The following is a 21,220-nucleotide window of genomic DNA, read 5'->3' as shown; positions in this document are numbered from 1 at the left end:
CCTGTTTGCCATCGTGGCCATAGGTTGAGATTTATTGCATGGAGTCTGCGATGGGGCGACGGATCGTGCTTGCGGTATTGGGTCTCGCCGTCATTCTTTTTCTCGCCTTCGTGCTTGGCCCGCGCGTCCAAGCCGACACCACGATCATCTTCGATCCTTCCGTGATCGGCGATGACCCGCAAGCCTATCTGGCACGCAAGGAGGCGGCCGTACCTGATATCCACGACGGGCTGGAAAAGGAAATCATCTGGGCCAATCCGATGGTTCACGCCAGGACGCCGCTATCGATCGTCTATATCCACGGCTTTTCGGCGTCGAAGGGCGAGGTTCGTCCGCTTCCCGACGAGGTCGCCGACCAGCTCGACGCCAATCTTTTCTACACCCGTCTCACCGGCCACGGACAGGGCGGTGCCGCGATGGCGGACGGCAGCGTCAACGCCTGGATCAACGATTATGAGGAAGCGCTCGCCATCGGTCGAGCGATCGGCGACAAGGTGATCGTCATCGCCACCTCGACCGGCGGCTCGCTGGCAGCCTGGGCTGCGACGCAGCCGGGCGCATCGGACGGGGTGGCGGCAATAGCGTTCATCTCGCCGAATTTCGGCGTCAAGGCTTCCGGCGCCGAACTCCTGACCATGCCGTGGGGCCGGGAGATCGCCGAACTGGTCGCCGGCAAGCAGCGCAGCTTCGTGCCACGCAATGCGCTGCACGAGAAATTCTGGACCTACCGCTATCCGATCGCGGCGACGCTGCCGATGGTGGCGCTGACAGAACTTGCCTATGGCGCGCCGGTGGAGAAGGCGACCATCCCTGCCCTGTTCATCTTTTGCGATTCGGACAGGATCGTGCGGCCGGACCGCACCCGTGAAATCGCCGGGCGCTGGGGCGCGGCGCACGAACTGGTGCCGGTCGACGCTACCGGCGATCGGGACAATCATGTCATTGCCGGAGACGCGCTGTCGCCGTCGACCACGGCTTACCTCGCGCAGCGCATTGCGGTGTGGGTTGAGGCGGTGGTGAAGTAGATCTCAGGCGAAAAAGGCGACCGAAGCATCGCTCCGATCGCCTTTTTCAATTGTGAGCAGCCGAGCCGACCCGACAGCCGCGGGCCGGATGTACTATCTGATTACGCAGCCCGCGCTGCTGGCCGCTTGCCGCCGAAACGACGCTTGTTGTTGCCCTTGAACGGCTTGGCGCCTTCCGGCTTGCGCTCGCCGGCGAAGGCCGGCTTGTCGCCGAAGCGCTTGTTGCCGTTGTTGTGGCCGCCCGGCCGCCTGCCGTCGCGACGACCATTGCGATCGTTGGCCGGCTCGAAGCTGCGCTCGTTCTTTTCGGCAGGATTGCGCTGCGGGTCGGGACTGCCGAGATGATCGGCGACGATCGGCAGCTTGGTGCGGATGATGCGCTCGACCTGGCGCAGCTTGCTGTTCTCGGACGGGTCGCAAAGCGTGATGGCGATGCCGTCCATGCCGTTACGACCGGTGCGGCCGATGCGGTGGACATAGCTCTCGGCCTCGTCCGGCAGGTCGAAATTCACCACATGGCTGATGCCGGGCACGTCGATGCCGCGCGCCGCGATATCGGTTGCCACAAGAATGCGCACCGAACCGTCGCGGAAATCGTTCAGCGCCTTCTGGCGGACGTTCTGCGACTTGTTGCCGTGGATGACGGCGGCCTTGAAGCCGTCGCGATCGAGATCCTTGGTCACCCTGTCGGCGCCATGCTTGGTGCGCGAAAAGATGATGACCGACTTCATCGCCTCGTCGGCGAGCATCGTCGCCAGAACCTGACGCTTTTGCTTGGTGCGGGCAAAGACGACGCCCTGCACGATCTCGGCTGCCGCAGTGCTGTGCGGCGCCACTTCGACACGGATCGGGTTCTTCAGCAGGCCTTTCGCCAGCTCGGCGATTTCGGCCGGCATGGTCGCCGAGAACAGCACCGTCTGACGGTCCGGCGCGGTCGCCCTGGCGATGCGCTTGACGTCGTTGATGAAGCCCATGTCGAGCATGCGGTCGCCCTCATCGAGCACCAGCCATTTGGTGTCGGCAAGAATGAGGTCGCCCTCACGCACCAGGTCGGTCAGCCGACCGGGCGTGGCGATCAAAATATCGACGCCGGGAGCAATCTTCTTTACCTGGCTAAAGCGCGAGACGCCGCCAAGCACGAGTGCTGTCGAGACATGCGCGCCCTTGGCGAGCAGCTTGATCATCTCTTCGATCTGCACGGCGAGTTCACGCGTCGGCGCCAGGATCAGCGCACGAGCGGTCTTCGGCCGGCGCTTGGTGCCGAGCGCGATGATCTTCGACAGGATCGGCAGCGCGAACGCCGCGGTCTTGCCCGAACCGGTCTGGGCGATGCCGAAAATGTCACGGCCTTCCAGCTGCGGCGGGATCGCCTGAGCCTGGATCGGCTTCGGATCGGTGAAGCCTGCGGCATGGGTGGCCTTGAGCAGCGCGCCGGTAATTCCAAGGGCCGCGAAACCGGTGAGTTCCGCAGTGTTGCCGGTCGAGGTGGTGTTACCGGCAAAAGTGTTTTCGTTGGTCAAAATAGTCTTCTTTCACGCGACCCTAGCCGCAAACATCGATGGCGGCAGGGCGCAACCTGCCGTCGAAAAACTGTCATGGAACGACAAGGCGGGCGGACGCAAACGTCCACTCGGCTGCGCTGTCGTGCCCGCAGGCATCATGCCACGGGGCTTTTTCGCCACCTTGCCGATCAACGGGAAAGAGGGAAAACAGACGCAACCAGTCTCATTCGTCGAGAAGGCCGGACAATTCCGGCCCAAGCGCCTATGGGTTGCATATGGCTGAGTTCGCCGCGGAATGCAAGGGGTGTCATGTTGCGGTGCAACAATTAACAGTCGAGACGAGCAGCCGTGGACGGCTGTTCAAACTTCGTCCGGCCATTCCCTCGCCCCATGCTGGACGAACAGAACTTCAATTTGAGTGTCTTTCACCCGATACGCGACGATGTAGGGTGTACCGGAAATCACCAGTTCACGAGTGCCCTTGATCTCGCCGATGCGTCCGATAAATGGATTGGCGGATAACAGCCGAGCAGTCTTTGAATGAATGTCATTGACAACTCGAGCAGCGGCCCGCGGGTTACGCTCGCCGATATAGTCGCCAATTGATGCAAGCTCGATCAGATAGTGGCGGGTCCAGACAATTCGCACAGACCTTTATGCCTGACTGAATTTGTTGAGAACCGCCGTGATCTCTTCTTCGCTTGCGAAATCCTCACGCTCAGCGGCCTCGATACCCGACTGAACACCGGCAATCCACTTTTCCTGCCACGCCAGAGAACGACCGTGCGACAGAGCATCCTCAATGATCTGATCGCGAGTCAGCTTGGAGCGCGAGGCCAAGATGTCGATCCGGCGGCTCAAATCCTCTGATATCTCAATGTTGTTCTTCATAAGTTCAGTCTGCCATATCAAGCGAATGCCTGCCAAGAAGTTTCGCCGCGGGAGGGCCATCTACAGGATACCCGCCGGCATATCGAGACCCGAGGCAAAGCGCGGCCAACATTGCGCAACAAGAACCCGTGGCGAAAGCGGTGCTTGCGCTCCCATGCCGCCATGATTACCACAAATCAGCTTTCCGTTTTTGGGGATCGACCGATGAAGGACGTGCTGAAGGAACTCGAGCGCCGCCGCGCCATGGCGCGCATGGGCGGCGGCAAGGCCCGCATCGACGCTCAGCACAAGAAGGGCAAACTCACCGCGCGCGAACGCATCGAGGTCTTCCTCGACGAAGGTTCGTTCGAGGAGTTCGACATGTATGTCGAGCATCGCTCGACCGATTTCGGCATGGAGAAAACCAAGATCGCCGGCGACGGCGTCGTCACCGGCTGGGGTACCGTCAACGGTCGGCCGGTCTATGTCTTCGCCAAGGACTTTACCGTGTTCGGCGGGTCGCTGTCCGAAGCCCACGCCGAAAAAGTGGTCAAGGTGCAGGAGATGGCGCTGCGCAATCGCGCGCCGATCATCGGCCTCTACGACGCCGGCGGCGCCCGCATCCAGGAAGGCGTGGCAGCCCTCGGCGGCTATGCCGAGATTTTTCAACGCAATGTGCTCGCCTCCGGCGTCATCCCGCAGATTTCACTGATCATGGGCCCGTGCGCCGGCGGCGACGTCTATTCGCCGGCCATGACCGACTTCATCTTCATGGTGCGCGGCACCTCCTACATGTTCGTCACCGGCCCGGACGTGGTGAAGACCGTCACCAACGAGACGGTCACCGCCGAGAGCCTCGGCGGCGCCTTGGTCCACACGACGAAGTCGTCGATCGCCGATGGCGCTTACGACAATGACGTCGAGGCGCTGCTGCAAATGCGCCGACTGGTCGACCTGCTGCCTGCCTCCAACACGGCCGAAATCCCCGAGATCGAATGTTATCAGTCGGTCGCCGATGACGATCTGTCGCTCGACCGTCTGATCCCCGACAATGCCAATAAACCCTACGACATCAAGGAGTTGATCCTTAAAGTTGCCGATGAGGGTGATTTCTTCGAGATCCAGCAGGATTTTGCGAAAAACATCGTCACCGGTTTCGGGCGCGTCGAAGGGCGCACGGTCGGCTTCGTCGCCAACCAGCCGATGGTGCTGGCCGGCGTGCTCGACTCGGACGCCAGCCGCAAGGCGGCGCGGTTCGTGCGCTTCTGCGACTGTTTTTCAATTCCGATCGTCACCTTCGTCGACGTTCCAGGCTTCCTGCCCGGCACCGCGCAGGAATATGGCGGGCTGATCAAGCACGGTGCCAAGCTCTTGTTCGCCTATGCCGAAGCGACCGTCCCGAAGATCACAGTCATCACCCGAAAAGCTTATGGCGGCGCGTATGACGTGATGGCGTCGAAGCATCTGCGCGGCGACATGAACTATGCCTGGCCGACGGCGCAGATCGCAGTGATGGGCGCCCGGGGCGCGGTCGAGATCATCTATCGCAAGGACATCGGCGATGCGGAGAAGATCGCAGCACATACAAAGGCTTACGAGGATCGCTTCCTGTCGCCCTTCGTCGCCGCCGAGCGCGGCTATGTCGACGAGGTGATCATGCCGCATTCGACCCGCCGCCGCATTGCGCGCGCGCTGCGCATGCTGCGCAACAAGAATATGCAGAACCCCTGGAAGAAGCACGACAACATTCCGTTGTGAGGCGCTGACGCCGCGAAAGCGGCGAAAGCTCACTCAGCTTCCGCGGCGCCGAACCCCGCGCCCATCGTCGCGCGGACGGCGCCCGACCACGGCGTGGCATGATTGTCGATGCGCATCTGGAAGATAAAATAGGTCGGCGAGCAGAAGCCGACACCTTTCACCTTGGCCGCGCCCGGCGTATCGGGCGGCAGCGATTGGCACATATAATCCTCGCGGCAGAAATGATCGGCCGAGCAAGCCGGCCGGTTGCCGCGATTGACGGCGCCGCCCAAGCACTGGTCGAAATTGTTGGTCGCCACGCAGATGTCGAATTTCTTGCCGCCGACCAGCCCGCAGATCTCGTTCGGCATCGGCTTGCCCGGCTTGAAGCCGGCAAAGGCACGGTCCCTGTCGTTGCATCCGCGATAGGCGATGCCGGCCGGAACACCGATCTTCGGCGGCCGGCAGGTGTAGGCGGTGCGCGAAATGTCGGTGGCGAAGGCCGCGAACTGGCCTGTAATGCTGTAGCGGTCATTGAAAGGCTGCGTGCCGCTGCTGGCGATGGAGCCGGTCAGGCATGGATGGCCGGAAAACATCTTTTCGCTGTCCTTGGGCAGCAGGCATTGCGCCAGTTTCGTCCGCACCCCCGATGCGGTCGCCAGCGCCGTGCAGACGGTGCCGCCGCCGCATTGCCAGATCGTGCCGAAGCGGGCCGCATCCTCGGGCATCAAACACGGCATCGCCATCTCGGCCGCTGCGTAAGCGACCTCGCCGGCGTCTTTCCATGCGGCCGGCGGCGCGAAGGACAGCGGACGGAGGCGGTTCGGCAGCTTGCCCTCAGCGGTCGCACGCAGCCAGGCGTCGCGCCGCGGCATCTCGGCATGAAGATGCGGCGAGATGCCGACCGCGATGCGGTTCAGCGGCGATGTCGTCTTGTCGTCGAGGCCGATGAAATGAAAACCGGCGGTCGAACCAGCCTGATGACAGCCTTGGCAGGCGCCATTGTCGAGCCGCTCGACCAGCGCTTCCGGCGTGCGCACAAGCTTCAGCGCGGAATAGTCGAGCCCAGAAAAATCCGCGGGCTGGAATAGCGGCGTAAACGGGTGATTGGCCAGCCTGGCGCTGCCGAAAGTCGACCACGAGACGACTTTCTTCGCCAGGAATTCATCCGGGATTTGGTAGACGCCGAGATCAACCGCCGCGACATTGGCGCTGACATAGTCGGCAAGTTTTGCTTTCAGCGCGGCGTCGTCGGCAAGCCGCGCCAGGTCGGGCGTGTTTTCCAGCGGCTTTTCACTGACCGTCTTTCCATCGATGCCAAAAATCCGCATGAGGTAGGCAGCCTGGCCGCCAAATTCGGTCTCCTGGCCGGAGGGAAAGCGCACCATTTGGGCGTTGAGCTCGAGCTGCTTGAAGCTCAGCCCGGCCTTTTCCAGCGGCCCGCCGATGAGCCAGCCGATGTCGACGGTCTCATCGAGCTGCGGCGTCCAGCGTCCGGCAACGCCGACGCAGCCGCCATCGGCGTCCGGCGCGGTGCTATAGATGGCATTGAAGTTGAACGGCAGGCGCGAGGCGAGAACCTTGCCGTTTTTCTTGAAGCTGTAGGCAAGGCGGTAGATGAAACGGACCTCGCCGCAGCCCCCGTCGCCTCGTATCTCGGCGAAATCACGCCGATCGAGCCGGTTGACGACACCGACCAGCCGGAAGCGCGCGGCGTCGGTCTTCAGCCAGCGCATGTCGATGATGCGGCCGACATTGCCGTCGGTGACTTCATAGAGCGGCCGCCCACCGGCCTTCATCACGGCGCGCAGCGCGGCGACATCGCCGGCAATCGTTTCGACGATCTGGTGATAGGCCGGCGCCTTTTCATAAAGCGTCTTCAGGTCGCCCTTGCCGTCGACATCGAAAATGCCAGCGAAGCCAAAACCCCTGGCGTCGAGAGCGGCGAGCACGGCCGGATCGTCGACAATCATCACCGGATTTTCGGCACGCGCAGTGTTCGCCATCAAAGCGGCAAAGAAGATAGCGGCAAGCAGCGCGAACCCGCGGTTCATCAAGCAGTTACCTCCTTGCGATTTTCGGCAAGCTCGCGCAGCACCGGCACCAGCGCCAGCGGCAAGTCTTCAGCGATCAGCCCAGGTCCGAAACGGCTGCCGGCCTCAGCATGGATCCAGACCGCCGCGCAGGCGGCTTCGAAAGCCGGCATGCCTTGCGCCAGGAAGCCGGCGATGATGCCCGACAGCACGTCGCCCGAACCGGCTGTGGCCAGCCATGGCGCGCCGTTGCCGTTGATCGCCGCCCTGCCATCGGGCGCCGCGATCACCGTGTCCGCGCCCTTGTAGACGACGACGGCGCCGGCGCGCTCGGCGGCAGCGCGCGCCTTGGCCAGCTTGGACAGGTTCTTGTCTCCGGCGATGTCCGCAAACAGCCTGGCGAATTCGCCCTCATGCGGCGTCAGCACCAACGCCGGCGCGTTCGGGCGACGGGCGGCTTCGAACAGGACTTTCGGTGTATCGCGAAACGAGCTGATGCCATCGGCATCGAGCACCAGCCCGTCGACCCTGCCGTCTTGCCGCTCTCCGTTGGCCAGCACGCCGAGGGCAAAATCGCGGGTTTTTTCGCCGACGCCAAACCCGGGTCCGAGGACGAACGCCGATGGCCGGCGGCTGTCGATGAAGTCCTGTACGTCCGCGATGCTGTCGGCCTTTTTCAGCATGATCGAAGTCAGATGCGCGGCATTCACTTGCACAGCATTCGCCGGCGACAGCACGGTCACCGCCCCTGCCCCGCTTCTGGCCGCAGCAAGCGCCGACAGCCGTGCCGCACCCGTCGCCGATGGCCCGCCGGAAAAGACGCCGACATGGCCGCGCCTGTATTTATGCGTGTCGACGGCTGGAATCGGGAAACTTTCTAACCAAAGCGACGGGGCGTTCTCGAAAGTTCGCGGTTCAAGCTGCGCAACGATCTCGTCGCCGATGCCGATGTCGGCAAGCACCAGTTCGCCGCACATCTCGCGCCCAGGCAACAGCAGATGGCCGGGCTTTTTTCGCGCGAACGTCACCGTGATCCGGGCGCGAAATGCCTGGCCGAGAATCTGGCCGCTCTCGCCCGACACGCCTGAGGGCAGGTCGACCGCGACGACAGGCAGGTTCAGTTCTGTCGCAACCTCGACCGCCCGGGCGGCATCACCGGACAGCGGCTTGGACAGCCCCGCCCCATAAAGCGCATCGACCAGGATAGAACCTTGATCGGCGGCAAATTCCGACAGTGGCCGGGGCCTGACCGGGCATTCCGACGCGGCGAGCGCTGCGTCGCTGCCGGCTTTGGGCGAGCTGGATGCCCACAGCAAGACGTCGACGGCGCTATCCCCAAGAATGCGGGCGACGACATATCCATCGCCGCCATTGTTGCCGGGCCCGCACAGCACGTGGACGCGCCTGGCAGCCGGAAAATGGGCGAGCACCACTGCAGCGACTGCGCCACCTGCATTGCGCATCAGGCCGATGCCGTCGCGTGGTCCGGCCGAAATCGTCAGCCGGTCGGCCTCAGCCATTTCGGCCGGAGACAGAATTTCATTGCTCATGGATGCCGATCCGCATTGGCTCAAGCCGATCCTGTACCCGATCCCTGTGGTCAAACCCGATCCCTGTGGTCAAACCCCGATCCCTGTGGTCAAACCCCAATCCTTGTGGTCAAACATTGTCCAGTTTTCGGTTCGAAGCAAACGGCGATGAGACGGCACGATCTGTAGGCACATCGTTAGGGACAATGGCGTCGTCGAAGCACAATTGCCCACGAAATGCTCTATCTGCCCAATTATTGTGCGGACGATAGCGCCGACAATGTGTAGGTTTCCAGTATCCATGACGCATCCAACGCAGCGAATGACGCGAATTTAGCCCTCAACGCGGCATGGCATCGAAATCGCGTGATACCGCTTCGAATCCCCTCAAATTGGCACAGTTCGTGCTAGAAAGAGGCGCAAGCGGGGCTCACAACCCGTCTTTTTTGGCAGTGGAGGCCACTTTTTACATGAAAAAGATCGAAGCGATCATCAAGCCGTTCAAGCTAGACGAAGTGAAGGAAGCGCTTCAGGAGGCCGGGCTGCAAGGCATCACCGTTACGGAGGCCAAGGGTTTTGGCCGGCAGAAGGGCCATACCGAACTCTATCGCGGCGCTGAATATGTCGTGGATTTTCTGCCCAAGGTGAAGATCGAGGTCGTGCTCGGCGACGATGCCGTCGAAGGCGCCATCGAAGCCATTCGCAAGGCGGCGCAGACCGGCCGCATCGGCGACGGCAAGATCTTCGTCTCCAACATCGAGGAAGTCGTGCGCATCCGCACCGGCGAAACAGGGATGGACGCGGTCTGAGGTTTCTGATTTCAGATCATCTCCTCGAAACGTCATCAGACAGGGAAACATGACATGACGACAGCCAAAGACATCATGAAGCAGATCAAGGACAACGACGTGAAATTCGTTGACCTGCGCTTCACAGATCCGAAGGGCAAGCTGCAGCACGTGACGATGGATGTCGTTGAGGTCGAGGAAGACATGTTTGCCGATGGCGTCATGTTCGACGGGTCCTCGATCGCCGGCTGGAAGGCGATCAACGAGTCCGACATGGTGCTGATGCCCGACACCGAGACGGTGCATATGGACCCGTTCTTCGCGCAGTCGACCATGGTCATCCTGTGCGATATTCTCGATCCGATCTCCGGAGAATCCTACAACCGCGACCCGCGCGGCACCGCCAAGAAGGCTGAAGCCTATATGAAGGCGGAAGGCATCGGCGATCAGATCTTCGTCGGCCCGGAAGCCGAGTTCTTCGTGTTCGACGACGTCAAATACAAGGCCGACCCGTACAACACCGGCTTCAAGCTCGACTCCACCGAATTGCCGTCCAACGACGACACCGACTACGAGACCGGCAATCTCGGCCACCGCCCGCGCATCAAGGGCGGCTATTTCCCGGTGCCGCCGATCGACTCGGCGCAGGACATGCGCTCTGAAATGCTGACCGTGCTCGCCGAAATGGGCGTGCGTGTCGAAAAGCACCACCACGAAGTCGCCGCAGCCCAGCACGAACTCGGCATCAAGTTCGACACGCTGGTCCGCAACGCCGACAAGATGCTGATCTACAAATATGTCGTGCACCAGGTCGCCAACGCCTACGGCAAGACGGCCACCTTCATGCCGAAACCGGTCTTTGGCGACAACGGCTCGGGCATGCATGTCCACCAGTCGATCTGGAAGGAGGGCAAGCCGACCTTCGCCGGCAATGAATATGCCGGCCTTTCGGAGAGCTGCCTGTTTTACATCGGCGGCGTCATCAAGCACGCCAAGGCGATCAACGCCTTCACCAACCCGCTGACCAATTCCTACAAGCGCCTGGTGCCCGGCTATGAAGCGCCGGTGCTGCTCGCCTATTCGGCGCGCAACCGCTCTGCCTCCTGCCGCATTCCATTCGGCTCGTCGCCGAAATCCAAGCGCGTCGAGGTCCGCTTCCCCGATCCGGGCGCCAACCCCTACCTCGCTTTTGCCGCCATGCTGATGGCCGGGCTTGACGGCATCAAGAACAAAATCCATCCGGGACAGCCGATGGACAAGGACCTCTACGACCTGCCGCCGAAGGAACTGAAGAAGATCCCGACCGTCTGCGGCTCGCTGCGCGAAGCGTTGCAGAGCCTTGACAAGGACCGCGGCTTCCTCAAGGCCGGCGGCGTGTTCGACGACGACCAGATCGACAGCTACATCGAGCTCAAGATGGCCGAAGTGATGCGCTTCGAAATGACCCCGCATCCGGTCGAGTACGACATGTATTATTCGGTCTGAGCGGACGAGCTAAAGGACAAACAAAACCCCGCCGGAGCGATCCGGCGGGGTTTTTGTTTTGGATGAAAAACACTCAATTTAGACGCTGGTGTTGTCGCCTGGCAAAACGCCGGCGGAGAGCCCTCACGGCGCAGACAGAGGGGTCTGCGCCGTGACCAGTGCTCAAGCTGCGGCCGAAACCTCGGCGCTGGTCGGAACGGAGGCGATCGTCTTCAGGATCTGCGAAGCGATCTGGTAGGGGTCGCCTTGCGAGTTCGGGCGGCGATCCTCGAGATAGCCCTTGTAGCCATTGTTGATGAAGGAATGCGGCACGCGGATCGAGGCGCCGCGGTCGGCGATGCCATAGCTGAACCTGTTCCATGGCGCGGTCTCGTGCTTGCCGGTCAAACGCTTGTCGTTGTCCGGCCCGTAGACTGCGATGTGATCCATCAGGTTCTTGTCGAAGGCGGCCATCAGCGCCTCGAAATAGTCCTTGCCGCCGACCTCGCGCATATAAGCGGTCGAGAAGTTGGCGTGCATGCCGGAACCATTCCAGTCGGTGTCGCCGAGCGGCTTGCAGTGGTATTCGATATCGATGCCGTATTTCTCGGTGAGGCGCTGCATCAGGTAGCGGGCCATCCACATCTGGTCGGCGGCCTTCTTGGAGCCCTTGCCAAAGATCTGGAATTCCCACTGGCCCTTGGCCACCTCGGCGTTGATGCCTTCATGGTTGATGCCGGCGGCGAGGCAAAGGTCGAGATGCTCCTCGACGATCTGCCTGGCGACGCTGCCGACATTACTGTAGCCGACGCCGGTGTAGTACGGGCCTTGCGGCGCAGGGTAGCCGCTCTCGGGGAAGCCGAGCGGGCGACCGTCCTTGTAGAAGAAATACTCCTGCTCGAAGCCGAACCAGGCGCCCTCATCGTCGAGGATGGTGGCGCGTTTGTTGGATGCATGCGGCGTCACGCCGTCCGGCATCATGACTTCGCACATGACGAGCACGCCATTGCTGCGCGCCGGATCCGGATAGATGGCGACCGGCTTCAGCACGCAGTCGGACGAGTGGCCTTCGGCCTGCATGGTCGAGGAACCGTCGAAGCCCCACAGCGGAAGCTGGTCGAGCGTCGGGAATTCGGCATAGTCCTTGATCTGCGTCTTTCCGCGAAGGTTGGGAACCGGGGTGTATCCATCGAGCCAAATGTACTCGAGCTTGTATTTCGTCATTCTAGCCTCTCGTTGCTTTGATCACCGAACCTGGACGGCGCCGGCGTGCCAGCCACCCTGCAGCCGACCTGCCAGGTTATCAAAAAGCAATTCGTGTGCCATTTTCAGCGGGCCAAGGATGCGGCAAAAGTGACGCCGCATCCCAACAAATCCGGTGCCGCGTAATCGCAATGCGTCCGGATCAATCACAAGCATGTTCTGCATAAATAACAGGCAGATACTGATCTTTTTATAATCATATTGCCTAACTCGAATGCAGAACCTATCTTCGGGAAAGATTGAATCGGCAAGGCTCTGGAAAAGAAGGGAGACCGACTATGGAAATCACTCCTACCCGTCAGTCGGCCAAAATCCTGATGTTCCCGGTGGCAGCGCGCGCTTCTGCCTCAAATTTAAGCGGAAAGGCTAAGTTCGCGGCAGAGCTTGCTTCATTGCGCAACCGTACGGATTTCGGAAGCGGCTGGTACCACGAGGCGGCCATCGAGGAAGAAAAACAGGAGCGGAAGAGCTAAGCCTTTCCTCCGCATCGCTTTGACGAATTGCAAAAGCCCGGCGCGATCGCTCGCGCCGGGCTTTGCATTTTTGCTGTTAGAGCGGTTCATCGTTTCACGGAAACGCCGAACCGCTCTAACTCTTGTTTATGCGCAATTCCGGACGGAAAACCGTTTCACACTTTTCCTGGAATTGCTCGGCCGAGGATCAGGTCTTGGCGTGCAAGTCCGTTCCCAGCGTATCCCTGACGAAGATCGTACCGATGACCAGCGACATCGCCGCGATCACCACCGGATACCAGAGGCCATAATAGATATCGCCGCTGTAGGCGCTGAGCGCGAACACCGTCGCCGGCAGCAGGCCGCCGAACCAGCCATTGCCGATGTGATAGGGCAACGACATGCCGGTATAGCGGATGCGGGTCGGGAACATCTCGACCAGGATCGCGGCGATCGGTCCGTAGACCATGGTCACGTAAAGGACCAGGATGAACAGGATGCCGATGACCTTTGCCCAGCTGACCTGTTCAGGGTCGGCAAACATCGCAAAGGCGCCTGCTCCCGGGACGCTGTAGACGGTGATCTCGGGCGCTCCCGCCGCGGCCTCATCGGCCGTCAGCAGCTTGTCCTTGACCGCCTGGTCGGCCGCAACCGTCGTCTTGTCGCCGGCGCGGATTGCGGCGGCGTCGAGCTTCAGTTCCGGATTGGCCGCGACGAAGGCGTCAAGCTTCTGGTCGGCGACCTTGGCCGCAGCACGCTTCAGCGGATAACCGCCGTCCCGCAACGCAATGTTGATTGCCTTCTTGAACGCGGCGTCGCTTGAAGTTGCCTTGTCTGCGGCTGCCACGGCATCATAGGACGCCACCGTTTCGGTGCCGATCTTGACACTGGCCGCAGTCCCCGGCGCCGCTGTCGTAACGATGTCATAGGGCACCGAGCTCTTGGCGAGGAAATCCGTCGCAATATCGCACGACGTCAGAGGCTTGCGCGTTCCGGTCGGATTGAACTGGAACTTGCAGTCGCCAGGCGCAGCGGTAATCGTCGCACGGGTGTTTTGCTGCGCGGTGGCGAGCGCCGGATTGGCTGCCCAGGTCAGCGCCTTGAACAGCGGGAAGGTGGTGACGATCGCCAGCGCCAGACCCGCCATGATGATCGGCTTGCGGCCGATCTTGTCGGAGAGCCAGCCGAACACGACGAAGAAGATCGTGCCGAGCGCCAGCGCGATGGCGATCATGATGTTGACCGACTGGCCGTCGACCTTGAGCACGTTCTGCAGGAAAAACAGCGCGTAGAACTGGCCGTTGTACCAGACTACGGCCTGGCCGGCCGTAAGGCCGAGAAGCGCCAGAATGGCGATCTTGGCATTCTTCCACTGGCCGAAGGCTTCCGTCAGCGGCGCCTTGGAACCCTTGCCTTCGTCCTTCATGCGCTGGAATGTCGGCGATTCGGCGAGCGACAGGCGAATCCAGACCGAAATGCCGAGCAGGATCGCTGAGAGCAGGAACGGAATGCGCCAGCCCCAATCCGCGAAATCCTCCTTGCTCAGCGAATTTTGCACGATAAGGATGACGACCAGCGACAGGAACAGGCCGAGCGTCGCCGTCGTCTGGATCCACGATGTATAGAAGCCGCGGCGGTCGTCGGGCGCGTGCTCGGCCACATAGGTCGCCGCACCGCCATATTCACCACCGAGCGCCAGGCCCTGCAGCATGCGCAGCGCAATCAGGATAATGGGCGCTGCAATGCCCCAGCTTGCCGAACCGGGCAGCAGGCCGACCAGGAAAGTCGACAGGCCCATGATCAGGATGGTGACGAGAAAGGTGTATTTGCGACCAACGAGATCACCAATGCGGCCAAACACCAGCGCGCCGAACGGGCGCACGAGGAATCCGGCGGCGAAAACCAGCAGCGTAAAGATGTTGCGCGTCGCTTCCGGATACGAGTTGAAGAATGTCGAGCCGATCGCGGCCGCCAATGCGCCGTAGAGATAGAAATCGTACCATTCGAAAACGGTGCCGAGCGAGGAAGCGAAGATGACCTTCTTCTCTTCCCGCGTCATTCCGCGGCTTGCTCTGCCGGCGGTCGCTGCCATTGCCATGAATTCGTCCTCCCGTGACATCTCGCTGTGCTTGATGCTGCGCGGCGTCGCCTCTGGACACGAACTCGGGCAGCTATCGCCGCGAGAAGTGACAGAAAGCGCCGCCCAGAGGCAGCCCGTCTTTGGGATTATGACTTTGGTCCAATGCATCGGCTCGAACATCGGAATTCGATCTTCGGAAAGCACGATGCATAGATTTCCAAGTGTTACAGCGTACTTTGCACGTCCAACTGGAACGCACGTCGCTCTAATGGCAACACGAAACGAATGAGGGTGGCGATTGCCGTCAGCCCTTGAGCGCCTCGAGGAGACCGACCGCGGCCATCATGTCGCGCTTGCGGTGGGCACGGCGGGCGACGGCCTCCGCGTCATGGCCCCAGTGCTCGGCCTGCCAGTCCTCGTCGACATGGCCGGCAGTCCAGGCGGCGGCGCCGTCGATCTCGCCGAAATCGACGGCTAGCGCCAGCAGAGCCGATCCCGTCAGCGACGTCATGACGTGGATGGCGGCAAGCCGGAGCGGGTCGGCGCGCTGGGCAAGATGAACGCCGAGCACTGCGATGCTCTCACGCGGCTGCTCGACATGGATCACCCCTTCGGCGAGATGAAACCGGGCGCCGAGCGCGCTCCGCGCCCAATCGATGACGGGATCCCAAAATTCGTTCTGCCGATCGACCAGCCCCTGGGGGGCGTCGGCGCGATAGCAGAGCAGGTCGGACGAGGCAAAGCGCAGGATGTCTTCCAAAACCGCCTGCGGGTCGCTGGCGACGCCGTCGATGGCCGTGTTGACCAGACGCATGACCGGCATCGTCATCGGGTCGATCGTCTCACCTTGCGCGGCGAACTCGTCGGCGACCAGAGCGGCGGCTTTTTCGGTCGGCAGCACCAGCAGCGCCTTGCCCGGCGTGCGGACCGGCTTGCCATCGAGATGAACGGCAAAACCAGCTTCGGCCGATACGACCGAGACGGCTTTGTAGAAGCGTTTCGGCAGCTGCGTCTTCATCTGGATCTGGGCACGGCGTACCGGATCCGGATCGGACAGCTGCTTTCCCGCTTCGAGGTCGTTGAGAATATCGCGCATGCCGGAGCCTTTCATCCGGGGATCTGTTTTCGGGCCGGCCGATTCACAATGATCAGACCGGCTGCGATGAGGCCGAGTGCCAGGAAAATACGGATGGTCAGCGGCTCGTTCAAGAAGATGGCGCCGCACAGCACGCCGAACACCGGCGACAGGAAGGTAAAACTCGACAGGCCCGATGCCGGATAGCGCCGCAGGCAGCCAGAACCACAGCACATAGGTGAAGGCGACGATGTAGACCGCCTGGAAAAGCAAGGCCAAGGTCGGTAAAGCGGCGAAGTCGCGGACCGGCGGCCCGGCGAAAGGCAACACCAAGGCGCCGACCATCGCAGCGCCGGCCAATTGATAGAGAAGCATCTTCTCGGCGCTCGCTTCCGCCAATTTCGTTCGCTTGATGACGATGTAGGTCAAGGCCCACAAAATGCCGGCGCCGAGACTGAGCAGATCACCGGTCAATGTCGCACCGTTATCGGCGCTCAACTGATCGGAGAACACCGCGACCAATCCAGCGAATGCGAGCACAAGTCCGACGAGCCGGCGCGCGGTGATGCGTTCGTTCAGCAGGAAATGCCCGCCGACCAGCACCCAGAACGGCATGGTGTTGACCAGCAAGGTGTTGCGCGCGACGGTCGTCTGTTCGAGCCCGACATAGAGAAACAGGAACTCGAGACCAAAAAGCGCGCCCGCCAGAATGCCGGCGACAAGGGTTCCGTCGCGGCTGAAAAGCGCAATGCCGCGCCAGCGGCACCAGACGAGAACGCACAGCCCGCCGATGACCGACCGTGCGATCGACAGGAAAACCGGATCGTAGCCGGCATAGGAGATCTTGGCGGCGACGTAGTTCAGCCCCCAGGAAAAGGTCAGCCCGACCATGATGGCGGCGGCGGCCATGTCGACCCTGTCGCGGCGGTCGAGCGTATCCGTGGCCATACCCACTGGAACTAGTCCTCCGCGCTGGCGTCGTCGAAGCCGATCAGGTTCCAGCTCTGGCGCATGTGCGGCGGCATCGGTGCGGTGACGTCGATAAAACCCTTGTCGGGATGCGGGATGACGATGCGGCGCGCGTGCAGATGCAAGCGGTTCTGCATGCCGCCGGGAAAATCCCAATTGGTGTCGGCCTCGAAATATTTGGGATCGCCGATGATCGGGCAGCCGATGTGAGCGGCATGGACGCGAAGCTGGTGGGTGCGGCCGGTGTAAGGCTCCATCTCCAGCCAGGACAGGGTCTGCGCCGCCTGCTCGACGATCCGGTAATAAGACACCGCGTGGTCGGCGCCCTTTTCGCCATGCTTGGCGACGCGCACCCGGTCGCCGTCGGGCGTCGGCTCCTTGATCAGCCAGGTCGAGATCTTGTCCTCGCGCTTCGGCGGCACGCCCTTGACCAGCGCCCAGTAGGTCTTCTTGGTTTCACGCGCCCGGAACGCCTCGGCAAGCTTCATGGCGGCGAGCCTGGTGCGGGCGACGACCAGCACGCCTGACGTGTCGCGGTCGAGCCGATGCACCAGACGTGGTTTCTCGCCCTTCTGGTTGCGCCAGGCTTCCAGCATGTCGTCGACATTGCGGGTGACGCCCGAACCGCCCTGAACGGCGAGGCCCGCAGGCTTGTTGAAGACAAATACTTTCGGATCTTCGTGGATCAGCATCTTGGCCAGAACGTCGGCGTCGCCCTGGTTGCGGATCGAGTGACCGGTGAGCGGGCTCTCGCCCTTCTTGTCGACTTCGAGCGGTGGGATCCGAACCGTCTGACCCGGCTCGACGCGGGTATCAGCCTTCACCCTGCCGCCATCGACACGGATCTGGCCGGAGCGCAGCAGCTTTTGCAGATGGCCGAAGCCAAGACCCGGAAAATGGGTCTTGAACCAGCGATCGAGCCGCATACCCGCCTCGCCGGCCTCCACCGTGATCTGTTCTACGCCTGCCATTGTCTCGTTTTACCCGTTTCCAGCGCATGACCTGAAATCGATTTCGGAAAAGGGTCATGCGCAAATCAAAAAGCTACAACGTCCCTTGCGCGTTCTAAGGGACACGCGGTGCTGTAAGCGGGGGCAATAGCATTAAGACAGGCTTCTTGCGAGCCAAAGACCCAGAAACAGGGCAATGATCGCGCCAATGAGGCTTGCAAGGGCGTACCCGAACGCCGGCAGCGTCGCGCCGCGCTCCCACAGCGTCGCGAAATCGAGCGAAAAGGCGGAGAAGGTGGTGAAGCCGCCGAGGATGCCGGTGGCAACGAACAGCCGAAGCTCGTTCGATCCGCCGTAGCGCCGCGCCAGGGTCGTGATGAACAAACCCATGGCAAAAGAGCCGACAATGTTGATCGCCATCGTGCCCCAGGGAAAGCTCGGGCCGACAAGACGCAGCGCGACGAAATTGACGACGTGCCGGAGCCCGGCGCCAATAGCGCCGCCCGCGGCAACGAGGAGGAGATTGATCATCGCCGTTTACTGCCCTTGCAGGGTGGCTCGGTCAATCCCTGCCCCTGAGCGAGAAAGTAGCGCGAGCCTACTTTTTCCGCTCGCCGCGCAGCTTCGCCCAATAGTCGAGCCGCTTCCTGATATCACGTTCGAAACCGCGCTCGGGCGGATCATAGAATGTGCGGCGGCCCATCTTTTCCGGAAAATAATCCTGTCCGGAAAAAGCGTCAGGCTCGTCGTGGTCGTAACGGTAGCCGGCGCCGTAATCTTCTTCTTTCATCAGCTTGGTCGGCGCGTTGAGGATGTGTTTGGGCGGCAGCAGCGAGCCGAACTCCTTCGCCGCCTGTGTAGCGGCCTTGAAGGCGGTGTAGACGGCGTTGGATTTGGGCGCGCTGGCGAGATAGACGGTGGCCTCGGCGAAGGCGAGCTCGCCCTCCGGCGAGCCCAGATAGTCGTAGGCGTCCTTGGCGGCATTGGCGATGACCAGCGCCTGCGGGTCTGCCAGCCCGATATCCTCCATCGCCATGCGCACCAGGCGGCGGCCGAGATAGAGCGGATCCTCGCCGGCGTCGAACATGCGGGCGAGATAATAGAGGGCCGCATCCGGATCCGAGCCGCGCACCGATTTGTGCAGCGCCGAGATCAGATTGTAGTGGCCGTCCTGGCCCTTGTCGTAGATCGGCGCGCGGCGCTGGACGATGCGCTGCAGGCCCTCGGCGCCGAACACCTCGCCTGACTTGGCGGCGCGCCAGACCTCTTCTGCCAGCGTCAGCGCCGCACGGCCATCGCCATCGCTCATGCGGACGAGCATCGCCCTCGCCTCGTCGTCTAGCGGCAGCGCCCTGCCCTCGGTCTCCTCGGCCCGCGCCAGCAGTTTTGCGATGCTGTCCTCACCGAGCGAATGGAAGACCAACACGCGGGCGCGGGACAGAAGCGCCGCGTTCAGTTCGAAGGACGGGTTTTCGGTGGTGGCGCCAACCAGGACGACGGTGCCGTCTTCCATCACAGGCAGAAAACTGTCCTGCTGGGCGCGGTTGAAGCGATGGATCTCGTCGACGAAGAGCAGCGTCTGACGGCCGTTCGTGCGGCGCAGCTTCGCCGCCTCGAACACTTTCTTCAGGTCGGCGACACCGGAAAACACCGCCGATATCTGCTGGAACGCAAGGCTGGTTTCGCCGGCAAGCAGCCGCGCGACCGTGGTCTTGCCCGTCCCGGGCGGCCCCCAGAAGATCATCGAGCCGAGCGAGCCGGAGCCGATCAGCCGCGTCAGCGCGCCGTCGGGTCCGGTCAGATGCTCCTGGCCGACGACCTCGCCGAGGTTCTGCGGGCGCAGGCGGTCGGCCAGCGGCCTGCCGGGCGGCGCCTTTTCCGGTTCATCGACACTGAACAGATCGGCCATGCACGTCTTTTCGTTGGAGCGCGATCTCGTCCGAAGGATCGACACTCGGGCTCAGTAACGCAACACCTGGCGCAGTATCTGCCCGCCGCGCTCGACGGTAAAGCGCCACCAGCGCGTCTCCTGCATGGCTGCCTGTTCCAGGGTCGCGGCGGTATCGATGGTCAAGCCATTGACCTCGCGAACGATGTCGCCCGGCTGGAAGCCGAAACCGGCTGCGGGCGAACCGCGATTGATGTCGATCACCGTAACACCCTTGACGTCGGTGCGAATGCCGAGCCGCTGGGCGAGCCGCGGCGACAGTTCCGCGACCTTGGCGCCGGAGAACGGGCTGCGACCGCGCAGTGTCACTTCCGCGAGTTTTGCACCTTCCGGCGCACGCTCCAGCGCGATGTCCATCGCCGCTTGCTGGCCTTTGCTGAGAACGGCGAAGCTGGCATTGGTGCCGATCGACAGCGTCGCCATCCGGTAATCCAGCGCCTCGATACTCTCGACCGGCGTACCATTGAGCGACAGCACGACGTCGCCGGCCTTGAGCCCCGCCTTGGCCGCTGGCCCTTTCTCGTCGACGGACGAAACCAGCGCCCCGGTCGGCGTCTCGAGACCGAGCGATTCGGCGATTTGCGGCGTCACGCGCTCGAATTCGGCGCCGATATACGGCCGCTCGAAGAAGTCGCGCCCGGCCTTGGCCGCATCGGCAAAAGCGCGAACCATGTTGGAGGGAATAGCAAAGCCGATGCCGATCGAGCCGCCGCTGCGGCTGTAGATCGCCGTGTTGATGCCGACCAGTTGGCCACCCATGTTGATCAGCGCACCGCCGGAATTGCCGGGATTGATCGCGGCGTCAGTCTGGATGAAGAAACTGGAATCGGAAACGCCGATGTGGCTGCGGGCAAGCGCCGAAACGATGCCGCTGGTGGTGGTCTGGCCGACACCGAAGGGGTTGCCGATGGCCAGCAACAGGTCGCCGACCTCGAGCGCGTCAGAATCGCCGATGGCGACGACCGGAAATGGTTTGTCGGCGGAGATCTTGAGCACGGCGAGGTCAAGCGTCTCGTCCTTGAGCAGCACCTTGCTGTCGAATTCACGTCCGTCCGCGGTGGCGACCTTGACCTGATCGGCGTCCTTGATGACGTGGAAATTGGTGACCACTATGCCGGTCGGGTCGACCAGCACGCCGGAGCCGAGCGAAGACTGCGCACGCGGCTGCGAACGGCCGAAGAACTCTTCGAAGAACGGATCGCCGTCGAAGGGCGACCTCAGCCTGGCCGTTTGCGAGGCATAGACATTGACCACGGCCGGCGCCGTCTGCTTGACCAGCGGTGCAAACGACAGTTGCATCTCCTCGCGGCCGAACGGCACGCGCTTGTCTGGACCGGAGGTGGCATTTTCGCCTTCGGCGCCGCGCAACATGTCGGTCAGCACGTCGGACAGACCGGGATCGGCCTTGGTGTCCTGAGCCAGCGCCTGCCTGGAGGCCGGCACGACTGCCGCCGCCATCAAGGCGCAGAGCAGAACAAGGGACGTCCGTTTTACGCGCATTCCGAATCCTCCGGGTTCGGGCGCCATTGTCCCGA

Annotated in this window: 17 protein-coding genes and 1 pseudogene; 5 read left to right on the top strand and 13 right to left on the bottom strand. The window is 62.2% G+C overall.

Features of this window, described 5'->3' with window-relative positions:
- The first annotated feature begins 50 nt into the window (after nucleotides 1–50).
- A complete protein-coding gene (locus JG739_RS19500) occupies nucleotides 51–1,025 on the top strand; it encodes an alpha/beta hydrolase (RefSeq protein ID WP_202362979.1) in 975 nt (324 codons plus the stop codon).
- Nucleotides 1,026–1,126: 101 nt separating this feature from the next.
- Here JG739_RS19500 and JG739_RS19495 read toward each other — a convergent pair whose 3' ends face one another.
- From JG739_RS19495 to JG739_RS19485, 3 genes are all read right to left on the bottom strand, one after another.
- Nucleotides 1,127–2,545: a DEAD/DEAH box helicase gene (locus tag JG739_RS19495; RefSeq protein ID WP_202362978.1), complete on the bottom strand. Its 1,419-nt coding sequence runs from the start codon at nucleotides 2,543–2,545 to the stop codon at nucleotides 1,127–1,129.
- A gap of 342 nt (nucleotides 2,546–2,887) precedes the next feature.
- On the bottom strand, nucleotides 2,888–3,175 hold the full coding sequence (locus JG739_RS19490) for a type II toxin-antitoxin system RelE/ParE family toxin (RefSeq protein ID WP_202362977.1): 288 nt from the start codon (nucleotides 3,173–3,175) through the stop codon (nucleotides 2,888–2,890).
- Nucleotides 3,176–3,181: 6 nt separating this feature from the next.
- A complete protein-coding gene (locus JG739_RS19485; RefSeq protein ID WP_202362976.1) occupies nucleotides 3,182–3,418 on the bottom strand; it encodes a transcriptional regulator in 237 nt (78 codons plus the stop codon).
- 204 nt (nucleotides 3,419–3,622) lie between these two features.
- Between JG739_RS19485 and JG739_RS19480 the strand changes: the two genes are divergently transcribed.
- The gene (locus JG739_RS19480; protein ID WP_202362975.1) at nucleotides 3,623–5,155 is read left to right on the top strand and encodes an acyl-CoA carboxylase subunit beta; all 1,533 of its coding nucleotides are present in this window, start codon (nucleotides 3,623–3,625) and stop codon (nucleotides 5,153–5,155) included.
- Nucleotides 5,156–5,184: 29 nt separating this feature from the next.
- On the opposite strand, the gene JG739_RS19475 is transcribed toward JG739_RS19480, so the two are convergent.
- On the bottom strand, nucleotides 5,185–7,188 hold the full coding sequence (locus JG739_RS19475; protein ID WP_202362974.1) for a hypothetical protein: 2,004 nt from the start codon (nucleotides 7,186–7,188) through the stop codon (nucleotides 5,185–5,187).
- Complete coding sequence (locus tag JG739_RS19470) at nucleotides 7,188–8,717, bottom strand: NAD(P)H-hydrate dehydratase (RefSeq protein ID WP_202362973.1); 1,530 nt, start codon at nucleotides 8,715–8,717, stop codon at nucleotides 7,188–7,190. Before JG739_RS19470 ends, JG739_RS19475 begins: the two co-directional genes overlap by 1 nt.
- A 449-nt stretch (nucleotides 8,718–9,166) precedes the next feature.
- Between JG739_RS19470 and JG739_RS19465 the strand changes: the two genes are divergently transcribed.
- Together JG739_RS19465 and glnA are read left to right on the top strand one after the other, a co-directional pair.
- Nucleotides 9,167–9,505 (top strand): P-II family nitrogen regulator, encoded by a 339-nt coding sequence (locus tag JG739_RS19465; protein ID WP_006205430.1) that lies wholly within the window; start codon nucleotides 9,167–9,169, stop codon nucleotides 9,503–9,505.
- A 54-nt stretch (nucleotides 9,506–9,559) separates the two neighbouring features.
- A complete protein-coding gene (gene glnA, locus JG739_RS19460; protein WP_202362972.1) occupies nucleotides 9,560–10,969 on the top strand; it encodes a type I glutamate--ammonia ligase in 1,410 nt (469 codons plus the stop codon).
- A 162-nt stretch (nucleotides 10,970–11,131) separates the two neighbouring features.
- Here glnA and JG739_RS19455 read toward each other — a convergent pair whose 3' ends face one another.
- On the bottom strand, nucleotides 11,132–12,172 hold the full coding sequence (locus JG739_RS19455) for a glutamine synthetase beta-grasp domain-containing protein (protein WP_202362971.1): 1,041 nt from the start codon (nucleotides 12,170–12,172) through the stop codon (nucleotides 11,132–11,134).
- 317 nt (nucleotides 12,173–12,489) lie between these two features.
- Between JG739_RS19455 and JG739_RS19450 the strand changes: the two genes are divergently transcribed.
- Nucleotides 12,490–12,684, top strand: coding sequence for a DUF2735 domain-containing protein (locus tag JG739_RS19450; RefSeq protein WP_202362970.1), 195 nt, complete (start codon nucleotides 12,490–12,492; stop codon nucleotides 12,682–12,684).
- Between the two features lie 187 nt (nucleotides 12,685–12,871).
- On the opposite strand, the gene JG739_RS19445 is transcribed toward JG739_RS19450, so the two are convergent.
- From JG739_RS19445 to JG739_RS19415, 7 genes and pseudogenes are all read right to left on the bottom strand, one after another.
- Complete coding sequence (locus tag JG739_RS19445) at nucleotides 12,872–14,761, bottom strand: MFS transporter (RefSeq protein ID WP_202362969.1); 1,890 nt, start codon at nucleotides 14,759–14,761, stop codon at nucleotides 12,872–12,874.
- Nucleotides 14,762–15,047: 286 nt separating this feature from the next.
- Complete coding sequence (locus tag JG739_RS19440) at nucleotides 15,048–15,839, bottom strand: ATP12 family chaperone protein (RefSeq protein ID WP_202362968.1); 792 nt, start codon at nucleotides 15,837–15,839, stop codon at nucleotides 15,048–15,050.
- A gap of 11 nt (nucleotides 15,840–15,850) precedes the next feature.
- A pseudogene (locus JG739_RS19435) lies at nucleotides 15,851–16,766 on the bottom strand (DMT family transporter).
- An 11-nt stretch (nucleotides 16,767–16,777) separates the two neighbouring features.
- A complete protein-coding gene (locus JG739_RS19430) occupies nucleotides 16,778–17,758 on the bottom strand; it encodes an RluA family pseudouridine synthase (protein WP_202362967.1) in 981 nt (326 codons plus the stop codon).
- A 132-nt stretch (nucleotides 17,759–17,890) separates the two neighbouring features.
- Entirely contained in the window at nucleotides 17,891–18,268 is a 378-nt protein-coding gene (crcB, locus tag JG739_RS19425; RefSeq protein ID WP_202362966.1) for a fluoride efflux transporter CrcB, read from the bottom strand.
- A gap of 67 nt (nucleotides 18,269–18,335) precedes the next feature.
- Nucleotides 18,336–19,646, bottom strand: coding sequence for a replication-associated recombination protein A (locus JG739_RS19420; protein WP_202362965.1), 1,311 nt, complete (start codon nucleotides 19,644–19,646; stop codon nucleotides 18,336–18,338).
- 51 nt (nucleotides 19,647–19,697) lie between these two features.
- Nucleotides 19,698–21,185 (bottom strand): DegQ family serine endoprotease, encoded by a 1,488-nt coding sequence (locus JG739_RS19415; RefSeq protein ID WP_202362964.1) that lies wholly within the window; start codon nucleotides 21,183–21,185, stop codon nucleotides 19,698–19,700.
- Nucleotides 21,186–21,220 lie beyond the last annotated feature (35 nt).

Source organism: Mesorhizobium sp. L-2-11 (genome assembly GCF_016756595.1).
In the GTDB taxonomy this organism is placed as follows: domain Bacteria; phylum Pseudomonadota; class Alphaproteobacteria; order Rhizobiales; family Rhizobiaceae; genus Mesorhizobium.
This window is presented reverse-complemented; position numbering and strand designations above follow the sequence as displayed.